15 protein-coding genes and 1 tRNA gene are annotated in these 15,564 nt (G+C 60.6%); 7 read left to right on the forward strand and 9 right to left on the reverse strand.

What is annotated here, in order from left to right:
- Positions 1–687, forward strand: a 687-nt coding sequence (gene pgl, locus NW819_RS01175) for a 6-phosphogluconolactonase (protein WP_414412640.1), incomplete at its 5' end; no start/stop codon positions are given.
- 151 nt (positions 688–838) lie between these two features.
- On the opposite strand, the gene NW819_RS01180 is transcribed toward pgl, so the two are convergent.
- The 4 genes from NW819_RS01180 to rplS all read right to left on the reverse strand — a co-directional run bounded on the left by NW819_RS01180 (position 839) and on the right by rplS (position 3,063).
- Positions 839–1,261, reverse strand: a complete 423-nt coding sequence (locus tag NW819_RS01180) for a hypothetical protein (RefSeq protein ID WP_414412641.1) — start codon at positions 1,259–1,261, stop codon at positions 839–841.
- Positions 1,262–1,663: 402 nt separating this feature from the next.
- Positions 1,664–2,488, reverse strand: a complete 825-nt coding sequence (locus NW819_RS01185) for a tetratricopeptide repeat protein (RefSeq protein WP_414412642.1) — start codon at positions 2,486–2,488, stop codon at positions 1,664–1,666.
- Positions 2,489–2,557: 69 nt separating this feature from the next.
- Positions 2,558–2,630, reverse strand: a tRNA-Trp gene (locus NW819_RS01190).
- Positions 2,631–2,697: 67 nt separating this feature from the next.
- The gene (gene rplS, locus NW819_RS01195; protein ID WP_041437725.1) at positions 2,698–3,063 is read right to left on the reverse strand and encodes a 50S ribosomal protein L19; all 366 of its coding nucleotides are present in this window, start codon (positions 3,061–3,063) and stop codon (positions 2,698–2,700) included.
- Between the two features lie 177 nt (positions 3,064–3,240).
- On the opposite strand from rplS, the gene NW819_RS01200 reads away from it, so the two are divergent.
- Together NW819_RS01200 and NW819_RS01205 are read left to right on the forward strand one after the other, a co-directional pair.
- Positions 3,241–4,614 (forward strand): efflux RND transporter periplasmic adaptor subunit, encoded by a 1,374-nt coding sequence (locus NW819_RS01200; protein ID WP_414412643.1) that lies wholly within the window; start codon positions 3,241–3,243, stop codon positions 4,612–4,614.
- A complete protein-coding gene (locus tag NW819_RS01205; RefSeq protein WP_414329039.1) occupies positions 4,611–5,822 on the forward strand; it encodes an ABC transporter permease in 1,212 nt (403 codons plus the stop codon). The genes NW819_RS01200 and NW819_RS01205 overlap by 4 nt, the downstream gene beginning before the upstream one ends.
- On the opposite strand, the gene NW819_RS01210 is transcribed toward NW819_RS01205, so the two are convergent.
- The gene (locus tag NW819_RS01210) at positions 5,819–7,327 is read right to left on the reverse strand and encodes a UbiD family decarboxylase (RefSeq protein ID WP_414412644.1); all 1,509 of its coding nucleotides are present in this window, start codon (positions 7,325–7,327) and stop codon (positions 5,819–5,821) included. The genes NW819_RS01205 and NW819_RS01210 overlap by 4 nt on opposite strands.
- A gap of 18 nt (positions 7,328–7,345) precedes the next feature.
- The gene (locus NW819_RS01215) at positions 7,346–8,242 is read right to left on the reverse strand and encodes a carbohydrate ABC transporter permease (RefSeq protein WP_414351824.1); all 897 of its coding nucleotides are present in this window, start codon (positions 8,240–8,242) and stop codon (positions 7,346–7,348) included.
- A 222-nt stretch (positions 8,243–8,464) separates the two neighbouring features.
- Here NW819_RS01215 and NW819_RS01220 point away from each other — a divergent pair, with 222 nt between their 5' ends.
- Positions 8,465–8,800, forward strand: coding sequence for a YbaB/EbfC family nucleoid-associated protein (locus NW819_RS01220; RefSeq protein ID WP_011434432.1), 336 nt, complete (start codon positions 8,465–8,467; stop codon positions 8,798–8,800).
- Positions 8,801–8,821: 21 nt separating this feature from the next.
- A complete protein-coding gene (gene recR / locus NW819_RS01225) occupies positions 8,822–9,421 on the forward strand; it encodes a recombination mediator RecR (RefSeq protein WP_414344525.1) in 600 nt (199 codons plus the stop codon).
- A gap of 13 nt (positions 9,422–9,434) precedes the next feature.
- Here recR and NW819_RS01230 read toward each other — a convergent pair whose 3' ends face one another.
- Positions 9,435–10,013, reverse strand: coding sequence for a hypothetical protein (locus NW819_RS01230; protein WP_414344523.1), 579 nt, complete (start codon positions 10,011–10,013; stop codon positions 9,435–9,437).
- Positions 10,014–10,260: 247 nt separating this feature from the next.
- On the opposite strand from NW819_RS01230, the gene frr reads away from it, so the two are divergent.
- Both frr and NW819_RS01240 read left to right on the forward strand, forming a co-directional pair.
- Positions 10,261–10,809 carry a ribosome recycling factor gene (gene frr, locus NW819_RS01235; protein ID WP_011429597.1) on the forward strand — a complete coding sequence of 183 codons (549 nt, stop codon included), beginning with the start codon at positions 10,261–10,263 and terminating at the stop codon, positions 10,807–10,809.
- A gap of 231 nt (positions 10,810–11,040) precedes the next feature.
- Positions 11,041–13,746, forward strand: a complete 2,706-nt coding sequence (locus NW819_RS01240) for a CBS domain-containing protein (protein ID WP_414412645.1) — start codon at positions 11,041–11,043, stop codon at positions 13,744–13,746.
- 9 nt (positions 13,747–13,755) lie between these two features.
- Here the strand turns inward: NW819_RS01240 and NW819_RS01245 are convergent, their stop codons facing one another.
- Positions 13,756–14,262 carry a hypothetical protein gene (locus NW819_RS01245; protein WP_011429595.1) on the reverse strand — a complete coding sequence of 169 codons (507 nt, stop codon included), beginning with the start codon at positions 14,260–14,262 and terminating at the stop codon, positions 13,756–13,758.
- A gap of 92 nt (positions 14,263–14,354) precedes the next feature.
- Positions 14,355–15,314 carry a transglutaminase family protein gene (locus tag NW819_RS01250; RefSeq protein WP_414412646.1) on the reverse strand — a complete coding sequence of 320 codons (960 nt, stop codon included), beginning with the start codon at positions 15,312–15,314 and terminating at the stop codon, positions 14,355–14,357.
- Positions 15,315–15,564 lie beyond the last annotated feature (250 nt).

Here is a 15,564-nt window from a genome sequence, read left to right on the forward strand (position 1 = left end):
ATCCAACGGGCCATCGAGATTTGGCAAGCTCGGTCAGCCGCTGCCATTCGCGAGCGGGGACGCTTTACGGTGGTCTTGGCCGGGGGAAGCACCCCCAAGAAGCTGTATGCTGCCCTGGCCCAAACCCCAGGGATCCCTTGGCAACAAACCTGGCTGTTCTGGGGGGATGAGCGCTATGTTCCCCCGGATCACCCTGAGAGCAACTACCGTATGGTGCGGGAAACCTTGCTGGAGCAGATCGGGATCCCGGCGGCTCAAGTTTTCCCTATGCCCACCCAAGCGGGGGATCCCCTTCGCGATGCTGCCGAATACGAGGCGACCCTGCGGCAGATTTTCGGTACAGAGTGCCCTTCTCTCGACCTGGTATGGCTGGGAGTGGGGGAAGATGGCCACACAGCTTCTCTATTTCCCGACACCGCCGCTCTGCAGGTGCAGCACCGCTGGGTGACAGTGGGGCAAAAAGGGCAGGAGCCGCGTCTAACCTTGACCTATCCTGTTCTGAACCAAGCAGCCCAGGTGGTGTTCCTGGTAACCGGAGCGAACAAAGCCCCCATCGTGAAAGAGGCGCTGACCACCGCAGCTCATCTACCCTGCCAGCGCGTAAACCCCAGAGGACGGCTGCTGTGGTTGCTGGATGCGGCGGCAGCGGCTCAACTGCCCCTGCCCTGTGTCCCGCTGCTCAGCTAAACAACGGGCGGGCTAACTGCCGATGGGATAGGATCCCCAGGCCCACCGCCCCCAAAATCATCCCAGCCCATTCCAGTGGCCACAGGTTTGATAGCCCCAGCGGCCAACGCACCAGGTTTCATGGGTCGAGAACCGGCGGGGCAGGGATCCCTCAGGGGGTACCGGGCAAATTCTTCAGTACTGGAATCACCAGCTCTTGGACGGGCAGCGCTACGGGCTGGGCGGAGTCACTGCTCAGGGAGCTGGATGGCGCAGAAGGAGAAGAGCTGGGGATCTCGCCCATGGGCCGCAGTTGCCAGCGGATGATCTGCTCGCCGCGGTAAAAGGTAACCAACAACTGATCCCCTTGCGATTGAATTTGCCAAGTGCCATCGCCGCTGGTTACCGAAATATGGCCGCCGGAAAAGGGTGCATCCAAAGCCGGCCCCGATTGGCTCCAGATACGCCCGCCACCCGTTTCCAAGATCAATTGCACCGTCGCCCCCTGCCCCTGGCCGCTCAAAATTTGGCCGGTTCCGCTCCAAACTCGGGTTTCCGTCTGAGCCACGGCGGGTTGCCCAAGCTGCAGAACCATGAGCAACAGCCCTGCCCAGCTCCAGTGATTTCGCAGCCTCCCTCTCCCATCAGGGAAGAAGGAAGAAGAGCGAGAGAAACAAGCCATTGCACTCACGTTGATACCACGCGCCGCGATAGGACTGAAACAGACGAAGAAGAAGGCGAAAAGGTGTCGCAGGAAGCAATCCCTTACACAGTTTTTTTCACAGCTCGCTGAAAGCCTTTGGGATCCCTCTGCGCTCTCTTGGCTCTGGGTTAAGCCTGCTGCCGGAATCCTCCCTCGGCTTGATCCCAATCTAGCAATCTCCATACCCCCAGCCAGGATGTAACCTGAGGCTCTAGCTGCGGGGATCCCCAGCAACTGTTTCGTCAATGCGCAGAGTCAAGACCCAGAGTGCCTCCGCCGCAATCGTAAGCCTCACTACTTGAGAGAAAGGAAACGCTCCAGAGCTGCCACCATTGCCGGTGGCCAACGGCGGACGGTTTTCACCCATTCCAGGTCGGCGTAGCGGGGATCCAGCCCTTGCACAGCCACCCAATGACTTTCGGCCTCTCCTTGCCGACCCTGCGCCCAAAGGATGGCACTGAGAGCAGCCCGCATATCTGGAAACTTCGGGTACTTGCGCACCAGAGCCCGCATCAAGCGCAGAGCAGCTTCTGTTTCACCCACCTGGTAGAGGCTCAGAGCATAGTTGGCCTGAGCGAAGGCGTAGTCGGGAGCCAATTCTGTGGCGCGGCGGTAGTCAGCCAAGGCCTGTTGCCATTGGCCCAGCCCTGCTTCCGCATTGCCACGGTTGTTGTAGGCCGCCGCATCGTTGGGATCCAACTGCAACACTCGTTCGTAGTCTGCAATCGCCTCCTGCCACCGCCCCAACCCCTCCAAAGCAGCCCCTCGGTTGAGATAGGGATCCGGCGCCTCAGGGGCCAAACGAATGGCCTCAGCATAATCCTCCAGAGCTGCCTGCAGTTGGTGCAAGCTGACACGGGCGTTGCCCCGGTTGCTCCACAGGGCCGGGTTGTCCGGCTGGATCTGCAACAGTTGAGTCCACAGGGCTTCCGCCTGGGCAAAATCTCCCCTCTGAGTAGCCGCAAAGGCCTCCTCAAACAGTCGATCGATCTCGTGATCTACCCTGTTGCTCGCTGCCGTTGCCACCACACCCGATCCAGGCCAGACAGGGATCCCTAGCCAAAACAGCAGCCCCAGCAGCAGCGCAGGGAGTAGGTTGGGTACACTGACGGACTTCATGGCTGCAAAAACCACCTTGGATGGGGTGTCCCCACCTGAAGCCATCGCCGCAGGGGGTCTGATGGTTAGCGCGCCCTGGAGGACTCGAACCCCCGACATCCGGTTTTGGAGACCGACGTTCTACCAACTGAACTAAGGACGCATTGGCCAAAGGTTACACCCGCTTACCCAGTGTAGCAGGTACACCTAATTTTCAGAGGAGCTGTTCCTCAACTATCTGGGCTCTCTGCCTTAGCCTTGATGCGAGTGGCTTTGCCCACCCGATCCCGCAAATAGAACAGCTTGGCCCGACGCACTTTACCCCGCCGCAGCACCTGAATCGACTCGATGCGCGGGGAGTGAATGAGGAAAACCCGCTCCACACCGATCCCTTGGAAAACCTTGCGCACCGTAATGGTGCGGTTGATACCGGAGTGGCGCATGGCAATGACCGTGCCCTCAAAGGCTTGTACCCGCTCCTTGCCCCCCTCTTGAATGCGAACTCCCACCCGTACCTGATCCCCAACCCGAATCTCCGGCAGATCCGGCTTCATCTGGGCAGCTTCAATGGAGCGGATGATCTCCTCAGCGTTGATGCGAACGTTCATGGCCTTCCCGCGCTACCGGCAGTTAACCATGGTAACAATCGTCCCTGTTTTTTGTACAGAGCTGGCCGAATAGACCTCAAGAGGCGGGAAACCGTGTTTACGCTTCCCCCATTTTTCCAATAGGCTAGACAAAGATAAAGCTTTTGTTACAAACGGGAGACTTTTGTGATCCTGCACACCGATGAGCCCAAGACGGGATCCCTGTCTACTCCCAGGCCTGCAGATCAGCCTCTGCCCCAGAGCAAACCCCGCCCCAAGAGATTTCCCTTCGGTTGGATGCTCTTGGGCTTGCTGTTGGCCGGCCTAGGGGGCAGCGGTCTCCTGATCCAGCGTCAGCTGCAGCAGCAGAGGGCAGAACGGCTGGAAAGATTGACGGTACCGGTTCAAGTGGTGGATCTGACCCAACGCCTGCGGGTGAGCGGCCAGGTGCAGCCGCTCCGCCAGGTGAATGTCAGCCCTCGCGAGTCGGGTCGCCTGGCGGAACTGTTGGTGGATCAGGGAGATGAAGTGGTGGCAGGGCAGTTATTGGCCCGGATGGACTACGGCGATCTCGCCAGTGGCATTCGCCAAGCCCAAGCCCGCATTCAAGAGCTGCAAGCCCGTCTGGCGGAGCAACAGGCCGGAGAGCGCCCCCAGGTGATCGCGGCGGCCCAGGCCAGGGTGGATGCTGCCCGGTCGCAGGTGGACTTGGCTCAGAGGGAGTTAGAGCGCATCCAGGCCCTGGTGCAGGCGGGGGTGGTAGCCCGCAGCGAGCTGGATCAACGCTCGGCCCGCCTGGAACAAGCGCAAGCGGATTTGCGAGCTGCTCAACAGGAGTTGGAGCGATTGCAACTGGGGAGCCGCCCGGAAACCCTACAGCAAATTCAAGCCCAAATTGCCCAGGCACAAGCCGAGCTGGCCCAACGGCAATCCCGGTTGGCTGACACCGAAGTCCGCGCCCCCTTTTCCGGTGTGGTGGTGCAGCGCTTTGCCGAGGTGGGATCCTTTGTAGCTCCTACAACAGCAGCTTCCGATGCCACCGCAGCTTCTTCCAGCTCCATTTTGGCGCTGGCCCAGGGAATTGAGGTGCGGGCAGAAGTGCCAGAAGCCCAAATTGCCCAGGTGCGGGTGGGCCAGCCAGTGGAGATCCGCTCCCTGGCTTACCCCGACCGCGTAGTGCAGGGGCGGGTGAAGCGGATTGCACCCGCTACGGTGGTGGTGCGAGAGGTAACCGTCTTTCGGGTCTTCGTTGAACCGGAGCCTGGGGCCGACTTTTTGCGCACCGGCATGACTGTTTCGGTGGATTTCATTGGGGATCCCCAGCCTCAGGCTCTGACGGTGCCCTCAGTGGCTATCCTCCGGGAGGAAAGCCAGGAAGGCGTGCTCCTGCTGGATCCCCAAAGCCGGCAACCTGTCTATCGCCGCGTGGAAACGGGCATCACTCAGGGTGGAGTTACCCAAATCCTCTCTGGTCTGCAGGCAGGGGATCGGGTCTTTACTGCCCTGCCTCCTGGGGTGAACCTAGAGACTTTGATTAAAAGAGCGGAGCAACAGCCATGAGCCTGGCAACGGCGGCCAAAATGGCCTGGCAAATGGTGCGACGACATCGCCTGCGCACCGGGCTGAGCATGCTCGGGATCCTCATCGGCAATGCGGCGGTGGTGGCCATTGCCGGATTTGGCTATGCTGCCCAAGAGATGGCAGTGGATCAATTTCGCTCTCTGGGCACCAACTTGCTGATCGTCTTTTCGGCCAACTTGGGCCTAGCTGATGCCGGCAACATCCGCCCCCTCACCTTGGAGGATGTACGGGCTATTGCGGCGGAAGTGCCTGCCGTGTCAGCAGCTGTCCCCAGCCTGGGCACCAATGTGCGCGCTGTGCGAGGTGGAGTGGATCGCCGCTATGAGGCCACCGGCACTTGGCCGGAGTACTTGTCGGTCTTGAACCTGGAGATCGAGGCAGGCCGCTTCCTCTTGCCCTCGGATATCGAGGAACAGCGCCCGGTGGTGGTGCTGGGCAGCGATGCCGCCAGCCAGTTGTTCGGCCTGGATCCCGCCGCTGCTATTGGGGAGACCGTCCTACTGAACAATTTGCCTTTCGAGGTGATCGGCACTTTGCGCTCGAAGCCGACGGTGTTTGGCAACAGCGATGCCGGAGTGTTTCTGCCGGTGGATGTGGTGGCCAATCGGTTGGTCGGGCGGCGTTCCCCCTACGGCACAGAGCTGACGGCGATTTTCGTCTCGGCCCGCTCTGAAGCCGATCTGCCTGCTGCCGAGTTCCAAATCCGCAACCTGCTGCGCCAGCGGCACCAATTGGTGGGAGAAGATGACTTCATCATCCGCAACCAAAAGGTGCTCCTGGATGGGTCGGCCAGGATTTTGAGCCTGCTGCGGGTGCTGCTGACGGGCACGGCGGCCCTCTCCCTGCTGGTGGGAGGGGTGGGGATCATGAATGTGATGCTTATCTCGGTTGCGGAACGCACCCATGAAATCGGGCTGCGCAAGGCGATTGGGGCGGATAGCCGGCAGATTTTGCAGCAGTTTGCCGCCGAAGCGATTTTCATTGCCGTGACCGGGGGGGTGCTCGGGATCCTCCTCAGCAGCGGCCTGCTGGTGGCGGTGCAGGTATTCACCCCCTTGGCCACCCAAGTCGATGCGGTGGCAGTGGGAGTGGCGTTCTCCCTTTCCACTGGGATTGGGCTGGTCTTCGGCATTTTCCCGGCCCGCAAAGCGGCGCAACTGGATCCCATTGAGGCCCTGCGGGCCTAGAGATCGTATCCAAACAGGCGGGGATCCGCCGGCTGCCAATTGAGATCCGCCAAGCCGTACTCCGCCCAGCGGCGATCCACCAGGCGGGCTACTTCTGGATCCGGAGTGAGGGGATCCCGCCAGGGAGCATCGGTTTCTGGGGGAATTTTGGTGGTGGCATCAATGCCCATCTTGCCCCCCAGACCCCGTTTTTCGGTGGCAAAGTCCAAGGTGTCAAAGGGGTTGTCCGCCAGAATAAACACATCCCGCTGCGGATCCACCCGCGAACACAGACACCAGAGCACCTGCCGTGGATCCCGCACATTGATATCCTTGTCCACCACGATCACAAACTTGGTGTAGCTAAATTGGGGCAGGGCGCTCCAAAAAGCCAAAGCCGCCCGCCGCGCCTGGCCAGGGTAGGCCTTGTCGATGGAGAGGATGGCTGCTTTGTAGCCCAGCGCCTCCATCGGCAAAAAGAAATCTACAATCTCCGGCACCTGCTGCCTGAGGATGGGGGTGTAGATGCGGTTCAGGGCCAGCGCCATCATGTCGTTTTCTTTGGGGGGCTTGCCGCTGAAGGTGGTGAGATAGATGGGATCCCGGCGGTGGGTCAAGCAGTGGAAGCGAATCAGAGGGGCCTGCTCGTTGCGGGGGCCATAGTAGCCGATGTGATCCCCGGCAGGCCCGTCGGGGGCCACTTCCCCAGGGGTGATGCTGCCTTCCAGAACGATCTCAGCATGGGCCGGCACCTGCAGATCCACCGTTTTGCACTGGGCCAGGTGCAACCCTTCTCCGGCGTAGAGACCGGCAAACAGCCACTCGGACAGATCCACCGGCAGAGGTGTGGCCGCCGCCAGAATCACCACCGGATCCACCCCCACCGCCACTGCCACCTCCAACTTTTGGCCCAGGGCCGCCGCTTTGCGCAGATGCCGAGTCGCCCCCCGCACCGACAGCCATTGCACCGTCATGGTGGTGCGGCTTTGCAACTGCAGGCGGTACACCCCCACGTTGGGGATCCCGTTTTCCGGGTCTTTGGTGACCATCAGGCCCAAGGTCAGCACCCGTCCGGCATCGCCGGGGTAGACCCGCAACAGGGGCAATTGGGTGAGATCCACTTCCTCTCCCCGCAGCACCACCTGCTGACAGGGAGGGATCAGATCCCGGCTGGGTCTCGCTTTGAAGACGCTAAGCAGCGCCTGTCCCAACTCCACCGCCTGGGCAAAGCTCCGCGGTGGCCGCGGCTGGTAAAGCAGGGCCAGCTTTTTCCCCAGTTCCTCCAGATCCTGAGGCTGCTCCATTCCCAAAGCCCAGCAAATGCGCTCCACCGTGCCCAGGGTGTTGATGAGCAGCGGCATTGAGGATCCCTTCACCCGCTCAAACAGCAGCGCCGGCCCCCCGCAGGCCAAGAGGCGATCGGCAATCTCGGCAATTTCCAGGTCGGGATCCACTTCTGCCGAAATGCGGCGGAGCTGACCACGGGATTCCAGCAGAGCAATAAAACGGCGTAGATCTCTGGGCATGAAAGGGAACCTAAGGGCTTACTTGTCGCGATTGAGGGCTAACCCGCTCATGAAGGGCTTCTGCAGCGCAATAAACACCAGCAGCGGCGGGATACTGGCGATGATCGCTCCCAGCATCATGGGGCCATAGGAGGCCGAGCTATCCAGATTGAGCAGGGATTGCAGCCCCACCTGCACCACTTGTCGCTCTCGGCCTTGCACGATCAAGCGGGGCCACAGGTACATATTCCAAGCGTAAACGAAGTGAATCACCGCCTGCGCCCCGATGGCGTTCCAGCTCAAGGGGATCAGCACCTGGGTGAGAAATTGCAGCGGGTTGGCCCCGTCCAGTTGGGCCGCCTCCGCCAGCTCGCGGGGAATGTTGGAAAAATGCTGGCGGAACAAAAACGTGGCCGTGGCGCTGGCCAGAAAGGGCACGATTAAAGCGTAGTAGGTGGATCCCCAGCCCAAGTTGGTGACCAACCGCAGCAGGGCAATGATCAAGATTTCTGTGGGCATCATCAGCGTGATCAGCACAAAGCCAAAGGCCAGCCCTTTGCCGGGAAAGCGGAAGTACACAAAGGCCAGCCCGGCTAGCAGCGACAAAACCGTCTTGCCCACGGTGATCGCCACCGCCACGATGGTGCTGTTGACCATGTAGTGGCCCAAGTGCCGCGCCACCATCACCTGATGCCAGTTGAAGGCAAAAGAGGAGCCAAAGGTCAATTGATAGCGGAACACCTCGGCATTGTTCTGGGTGCTCACGATCAGGGCATACAACACCGGAAATCCCAGAACCAAGCAGGCCAGCACCAGGCCCAAATGCACATACCAACGCTCCGGGATCCAGCGCCGCCAACGCCAGGGAGAAGGCTCCACCCGAGTTGAACTGGGCTGGGCTACTTGAGATCGGGGATCCTGCAACAATTGAGCCATAGCACCTCCAGACGGCGAACACCGATGAGCAGATGGAGTTTCTGGGTCGATCTTCGGCTTCTCTTGTGAGGATAATCTGCCAGAGTTAAGGGCAACCTAAGGAAGGCCGGTCGCCTTAGCGGTGCGGAGCACTTCTGGCCTGAACTTTCGAGTGCTTTCACCGGCGATGGGGAAACGGGTAGAGTAGAACAGCAGTATCTGGATAACCCAAGAGAGGATCCCATGACTCGAGGCTTTGGCCCCTTCGGCAAAATCCAAGAAGCGCTCAAGAAAGCCCAAGAGGTGCGCGATGGCGCCCAAAGGCTGCAAAAAGAGCTGGAAGAGATGGAGATCGTCGGCGAAGCCGGCAATGGGCTGGTGAAAGTGACGGTAAACGGCAACCAAGAACCCCTTAAGGTCTCTCTGGATCCCCAAGTGCTCCAGGAGTCGGTGGATGTGGTAGAAGACTTGCTCCTGACAGCAATGGTGAACGCCTACACCCAATCTGCTGAGACGATGCGCAAACGCATGGAAGAGCTGACCGGAAACATCAGTCTGCCGGGGTTGGGACTGGGTTGAGCCCCGCCTCCTTAACTCTCTATGTACACTCGCCCCTTGGCTCGCCTCATCGAAGAGCTGCAACGGCTGCCCGGCATTGGCTCCAAAACCGCTCAGCGCCTAGCTCTCCACTTGATCAACCGGCCTGCCGGCGAGATCGAGGCCCTGGCCAAAGCCCTGCTGGAAGCCAAGCAGACGGTTCGGCACTGTTCCATCTGCTTCAACTGGTCAGCGGAGGATCCCTGTGAGATTTGCCGTTCGCCACAGCGGGATCCCTTGCTGTGGTGCGTGGTGGCCGATGTCAAAGATTTGATTGCGATGGAACGCACCCGCGAGTTCAAGGGGCTCTACCACGTTTTGGGCGGCCTCATCTCCCCCATGAACGGGATCGGGGCCGACCAACTGCACATCCGCGAGCTGGTGGCCCGGGTGGCACGGGAAAAACCGCAGGAGCTGATCTTCGCCCTCAGCCCCAGTGTAGAGGGAGAGGTGACCATGCACGTGGTCAAGGATTACCTGAAGCCAGTTGCCCCCACCTTGCGCATGACCCGCCTGGCCTTCGGCCTGCCCATGGGATCCGAGCTGGAATACGCCGACGAGGTCACCCTGGCCCGTGCCCTGGAAGCCCGGCAGGAGTTGTGAGCCGCCCAGCCCATCAATCGCAGCCGGTTACCCCCTCCGCGCAGTAGGTGCTCCACCAGGGGTTGAAGTTGGCAGGATCCTCCGGCAGAGTGCTGATGTTCAGAAGTTCCTGGAAGCTGCTGTTGCGGCCTCCGTAGCGCAGGTGCATGTGCACCGGATCCCCGTGGGGTGCCCGCAGAATCACATAGGTGAAGGTCTCGCAACTGGCGTCTGCTCCAGGCTGCAACTGAAACAAATCCCAGATGGAACTTAAGGAGCGCTCAGGGTAGTAGAAGGGATCCGGCGCAGCCCCCCGATAGGCGTAGCGACAATTTTCCGCCAGGGGCTTTTTCCCCTCCAGATCGGCGTAGAAGGAGAAGAACTCCATCTTCTCAAACTTCACCCGCTTTGGATTGCGCGGATCGTTGGCCGATTGTTCCAGGGACGTATCCAGAGTGAAAACACCATCAATTCCCAGGTAGGGCACTTTATAAGCATTGGGGGACACAATCTGCAGCTCTAAGGCTGCCGCAGCCGCTCCAAAACCCAAGAGACTCAAGCTGCCGATCAGCCAGGCTAGGGCCGTTGAAGAACCAATTTGGCGAGAGAGCATAAAACTTTGTTGTGCCTGTATTGTGCAGTAAACTGCAGAGCAGTTTAGGGGAAGCTTTGAGCTCGTACCATCCCACTGGGGGGCATCTGGCGAGAAATTCGCCGACTGCAGGTGCAGCTCTGAGGAACGGGATCCCATCTGGATCCCAACAAGGCAGTAAAATTGAGGTCAGGCTCACCGTAGAGGTGCCAGGTTTGCTGCCAGAGCCTGATATCTGGAAACTGATTTTGAAAGCGAGGAAAACCCCGTGGAGCTAGCTGAGATTGAGGAGTTGATGAACAAAGCTGTGCAAGCCACACAGCGCTCCTTTAATACGGTACGCACCGGGCGGGCCAATTCCAGCCTGCTGGATCGGATTCAGGTGGAGTACTACGGCGTGCCCACTCCCCTGAAGGCCCTGGCCAGCCTCACCACGCCAGACTCCAGCACTCTCTTGATCCAGCCTTTTGATCCCTCGACCCTGGCGGCCATTGAGCGGGCCATTGTCGCCTCTGACCTAGGTCTAACCCCCAGCAACGACGGCAAGGTGGTGCGGCTCACCATTCCCCCCCTGACAGAAGAGCGGCGCAAAGAGCTGAGCAAACAGGTGGCCAAGCTGGCCGAAGAGGGGCGAGTCTCGATCCGCAACATCCGGCGGGATGGCATTGACTCGGTGCGCAAGCGAGAGAAAAATGGCGAGCTGTCTGAAGATGAGTCCAAAAGCTTGCAGGATGCCATCCAGAAGCTGACCGACCGCTATATCAAAAAGATCGATGAGCTGCTGGCAGAAAAAGAAAAGGAGCTGACGACGCTGTAAAAGCTCCTTGTGGACATAACTCCCCACGCTACTGGCCTGCTTCTGCATAGCCGTAGGACGGGGTTAAAGACCCCATTTTTTGATCAAAACTCGACACTCATCCCGAAACTTCAAGGTTTCCACTTGCCCCTCGAAGTCGGGCAGCCGTTCGTTTCTCCTCGTCCAATTCCAACAAGAGGGATCCTGGCTTGGGCCAGGATGGAAGAGCGGAATACGACAAACCTTGCCGCAATGGATCTGATCCTGTGCCATCAATCGGCGGATTTCGACACCCTGGGGGCGGCGGTGGGAGCGGCGCGCCTGTATCCGGGTGCCCGCATTGCCTTGACCGGGGGATCCCTGCCGGGGGTGCAGGAGTTTTTGGCCTTGTACCGAGATGAATTTCCCCTCATCGAGCTGCGCTCTGTGGATCCGGGACAGGTGCAGCGGTGGATTGTGGTGGACTGTCACGATCCGGATCGCTTGGGCAAAGCTGCCGCTTGGTTGAGCGTCCCCGGCGCGCAGATTGAGATTTTCGACCATCACCCCAGTCCACTGGATAACTTTTGGCCGCAGCAGCAGGTCAACAGCCATATCGAGGCCGTGGGGGCCACCTGTACCTTGCTGGTGGAGCGGCTGCAGGCTGCTGGGATCCCTCTCAGCCCTTTTGAGCGGCTGGCGCTGGCTTTGGGCATTCACATGGATACGGGATCCCTGACCTTCCCGGAGACCACCGCCCGCGATGCTGCTGCCCTGAGCTGGCTGTTGGATCAGGGGGTGAACCTGGTCTTGTTGCGGCGCTTTTTGGGGGATGGCCTCACCCCAGAGATGCGCGAGCTGCTCAGCCAGGGGTTGGCCCAGATGCAGGTGCAGCAGGTGGGAGAGTATCGCCTGGGAGAATGGCTGCTGGAGCTGCCGGAGTTTGTGCCCGGCTTGGCCGGCCTGGTGATGCGGCTGATGGATCTGACGGGAGTGGATGTGCTGCTCTTGGTGGCGCGGCAGGGGGAGCGGCTCAGCCTGATCGGGCGGGCGCGGCAGGAGTTTGCCCAGTTGGGCAGGGTGATGGCCCTCTACGGCGGCGGTGGACACGATTGTGCTGCAGCAGCCACGTTAAAAGCCAGCCCAGAGCAGCCTTTGCCCGACCCGGCCCAAGTCATGGCGGCCCTCAGGCAGGCTGTCCAAGAGCGGATCCCGCCCCCGGTGACGGCCAAAGATTTGATGTCGGCTCCGGTGCGCACCATCCGACCGGAGATCACCATCGACGAGGCCCAGCGGGTGCTGCTGCGCTACGGCCATTCCGGCCTGGTGGTGGTGGACGCTCAAGGTCGCCTGGTGGGGGTGATCTCGCGGCGGGATATCGATATCGCCCTGCATCACGGGTTTGGCCATGCCCCCGTCAAGGGCTACATGACCACCGACGTGAAAACCCTCTCCCCCGACACCCCCTTGGCGGAGATTCAGCGGTTGATGGTGCAGTGGGATATTGGCCGCCTGCCGGTTCTCCAGGATGGCCAGTTGGTGGGCATTGTAACTCGCACCGATGTGTTGCGGCACCTACACGAGTTGCCGGCCCTCTCACCGCAGTTGGCTTTGCCCACCCTTTCCTGCCCTTTGGATCTCACCTTCGCGGCCCTGTCGGAGCGGCATCGACAGTTGCTGGAGCAGGCCGCCCACATCGCCGATGAGAAGGGCCTGAGGTTGTATCTGGTGGGGGGAACGGTGCGGGATCTGCTGCTGCACCGGTGGGGACGGCAGCCCTCGCCCAACCTGGAGCGGCTGGATCTGGACTTGGTGGTGGATGGGCCCTACTCTTCGGCCCCGGATGGGATCGATCCCCCGGGCTGGGGCTTGATTTTGGGACAAGCGCTCAAACAACGCTTCCCGGAAGCGCGGCTGGAGATCCACGGCAAATTCCAAACGGCGGCCTTGATCTGGCCAGGAGGCTTTTGTGTGGATATCGCCAGCGCCCGCACGGAGTTTTATCCCTACCCGGCCTCTCCCCCCGAAGTGGCCATGGGATCCATTCAGCAAGACCTCTATCGGCGGGATTTTTCCATCAACGCCTTGGCCTTGCGCCTCAACGGCCCCCAGCGAGGACAGGTGCTGGATTTTTTCGGCGGACAAGCGGATCTGCAACAGGGGATCATCCGGGCATTACACCCCAACAGCTTCATCGAGGATCCCACCCGCATTTATCGAGCGGTGCGCTTTGCGGTGCGCTTGGGCTTCGCCCTGGACTCGACCACAGAAAAATGGATCCGCGCTGCCGTGGCCAGTGGTCTGCACGATGCCGTCGGCGGGGATCGCCTCAAGCAGGAGCTGGCCTACATTCTCGGATCCCGCGATTGGCCCCAAGCCTTTGAGCGGCTGGCAGAATGGGGAGCTTTGCGCTGTATTCACCCCGACCTGGAGTGGGATCCCTCCCTGTGCCGGCGGTTGCAACGGGTGGGCCGCTGGGCCTATCACTTTCGCCGCCGCTATCCTGAGCTGGGATCCCAGGAGATCTGGCAACTGCGCCTAGAGGCTCTCCTCCTCACGCTGCCCCAAGCCCCCCAGGTGGCCAGCCAACTCCACCTTACCCAAGCAGGCATCGAACGCCTCAGCCATTCCTCCTATTACCAAACCCTGTTGGCCCAATTGGATCCCGGCACCCTCTCTCCGGCCCAGGTGGTGCAACTGCTGCAGGGGCTGCGGATCCCGGCGGTGATTTTGGTGGCCGGGATCGCCCCCAAGCCGGCCCGGCGGCTGATCTGGCGCTATTTGCAGGAGTGGTACTGGGTGAAGCCGCTGCTCAACGGCCACGATCTGCGTCGTCTGGGTTATAAGCCAGGTCGCCCCTTCCAAGCCATTTTGGAGCAACTGCGTTGCCTCACCCTGAACGGCGAACTCACCACCCCGGCAGAAGCCGAAGCTTGGCTGCAAGAACACTTCCCCCTGCCACAGGCTGGGCCAAAGTAGAAGGTCGAATCAGTCGAAATAGAAGAGAGTCACCAACTTGTGTTGCTCCTCGGCGTGCTTGCAGGCATCCAGCAGCGTGACGCTGTCGTGGAAGACAAAGCAGATCAACTGCTGGCACTTGCCGATGATCTCCAGGTTGCACAGGCGGCTGGCCTCCGCCAGGGGAAGATGGTCGTTTTCGGGATGTTCCACCAGATGCAGCACCTGCTCCAGGCTGGCCCGCGACTCTGCCGGCTGTCGCTCCAAACTCTGGGGCAAGATCACCGTCAAGGACTTCATGTCCGCCCGCATCGCCCCCCGAATGACGGCCAAGTTGGTGCCAATGGCCCCAGAGGTGAGGATCTGATTGCCGGTAAGGGCCAGGGCATAACTGAGGGTCTCGATCAAATACTGATGGGTGATGGGCACATGACGGCTGCCCAGGATGGCCACTCGCTTCGGCCCAACTTGCTGAATGGCGGCCAACTCCTGCAAAAACGTATCAACGCTGGTGGGGACATCAATAGACTGGGTCAACGGGATCCCTCGGCAGATTCTCTAGATCTGGGCTAGGCTATGCTATCTCAAATTTTCGCTTTGGGATCCGGCCAAGTTGAAGCTCTACGGCTTCAGCCCCAAACTTTTGGTGGAGTGCTCAGGCTGTCTGCAGCAAGCTGGGCTTGGCTGTGGGCGGAAGATCCCGCCTGAATGTGGATGGTGTAGCTCATGCTGCTGTGAACGCCCCTGCCCAGCCAATGGCCGTAAATGGGAGCGGCATCTCTGGGGTAAGCGCTGGCCGCCAAAGCCACATGACCGTCGGCCACGGCCAACCCCTGGGTGGGATCAAAGCCCCGCCAACCGGCCCCTGGCAAGTACACCTCCGCCCAAGCGTGCAAATGACGGCGCCCAGGCTCTGGGGGTTCTCCACCCCTGCTCTCCCCCGAAGGCTGCGAGGGGCTGACCTGGTAGCCACTGACAAAGCGCGCGGCCAAGCCTACCGTACGGCAGACCTCCATGAACACCAGGGCCAAATCGCGGCAGGCTCCGGTTTTGCGATGCCAGGTCAAGCCGGCAGGCCAGGGATCCCCCTTTTCCCGCAAGATGTGGCGGCATTCTGAATAGATGCGCTGGTTCAGCGCCGGCAGAAAAGCCGTCGTTTCCCCCTGCACGTGATCCCATAGCTCCCAGGCCAAGGCCTGGATGCCGGGATCCGCCTGAGCCGTCAGATAAGGCTGTAATTGGGCTGCCAGCGTGCTGGGATAGTCGATGGGGAGATGGGTGGCCCAATCGCAGAGCAGGTAGTCGAAGGGATTCTGCCGCAGGGTGAGCACCGTGGCCTGAGTTTGAATGCGCAAATGCTCGGTGGGATCCCCAAACCAGAGCCGAACCGCCGCGTTGCCCTCCAGGTCCACCAGCGCCGATTGGCCCACCGGCTGCGGATCCACCTGCAACTCAAAAGCCAGGAGAGTCTGGATCCCGTCGCAGCGCGGTCGCAATCGCACCGTGTGGGGCTCCAGTTGGACTGGACGACTGTAGCGATATTCGATGAGATGGCGGATCTGAATTTGCACAGGCCAAATGACGGGCAAGGAGTTTTATCACAGGCAAAGGAGCACCGAGATCAGGCAACCCAAACTGCTCCCAGATCAAAGCCAAGAAGCGGTTGCATCGTCTGCCCGAGATCTCTAGACTTCAGGGATCCCGAGTTTGAGATCTCCGAGAGCTTTGCCCTGCCTTCCCAATCATCGAAACCTCCAGCTTAGAGCGGATGTACTCCCCAGCCTGTACAGGAGCATAGCGAGGGGGATTTGCTGCATTCTGGCATGTGGGCAGGCATTC

It is taken from the genome of Synechococcus sp. R8-2, from assembly GCF_047461715.1.
Classification (GTDB): Bacteria; Cyanobacteriota; Cyanobacteriia; order Thermostichales; family Thermostichaceae; genus Thermostichus.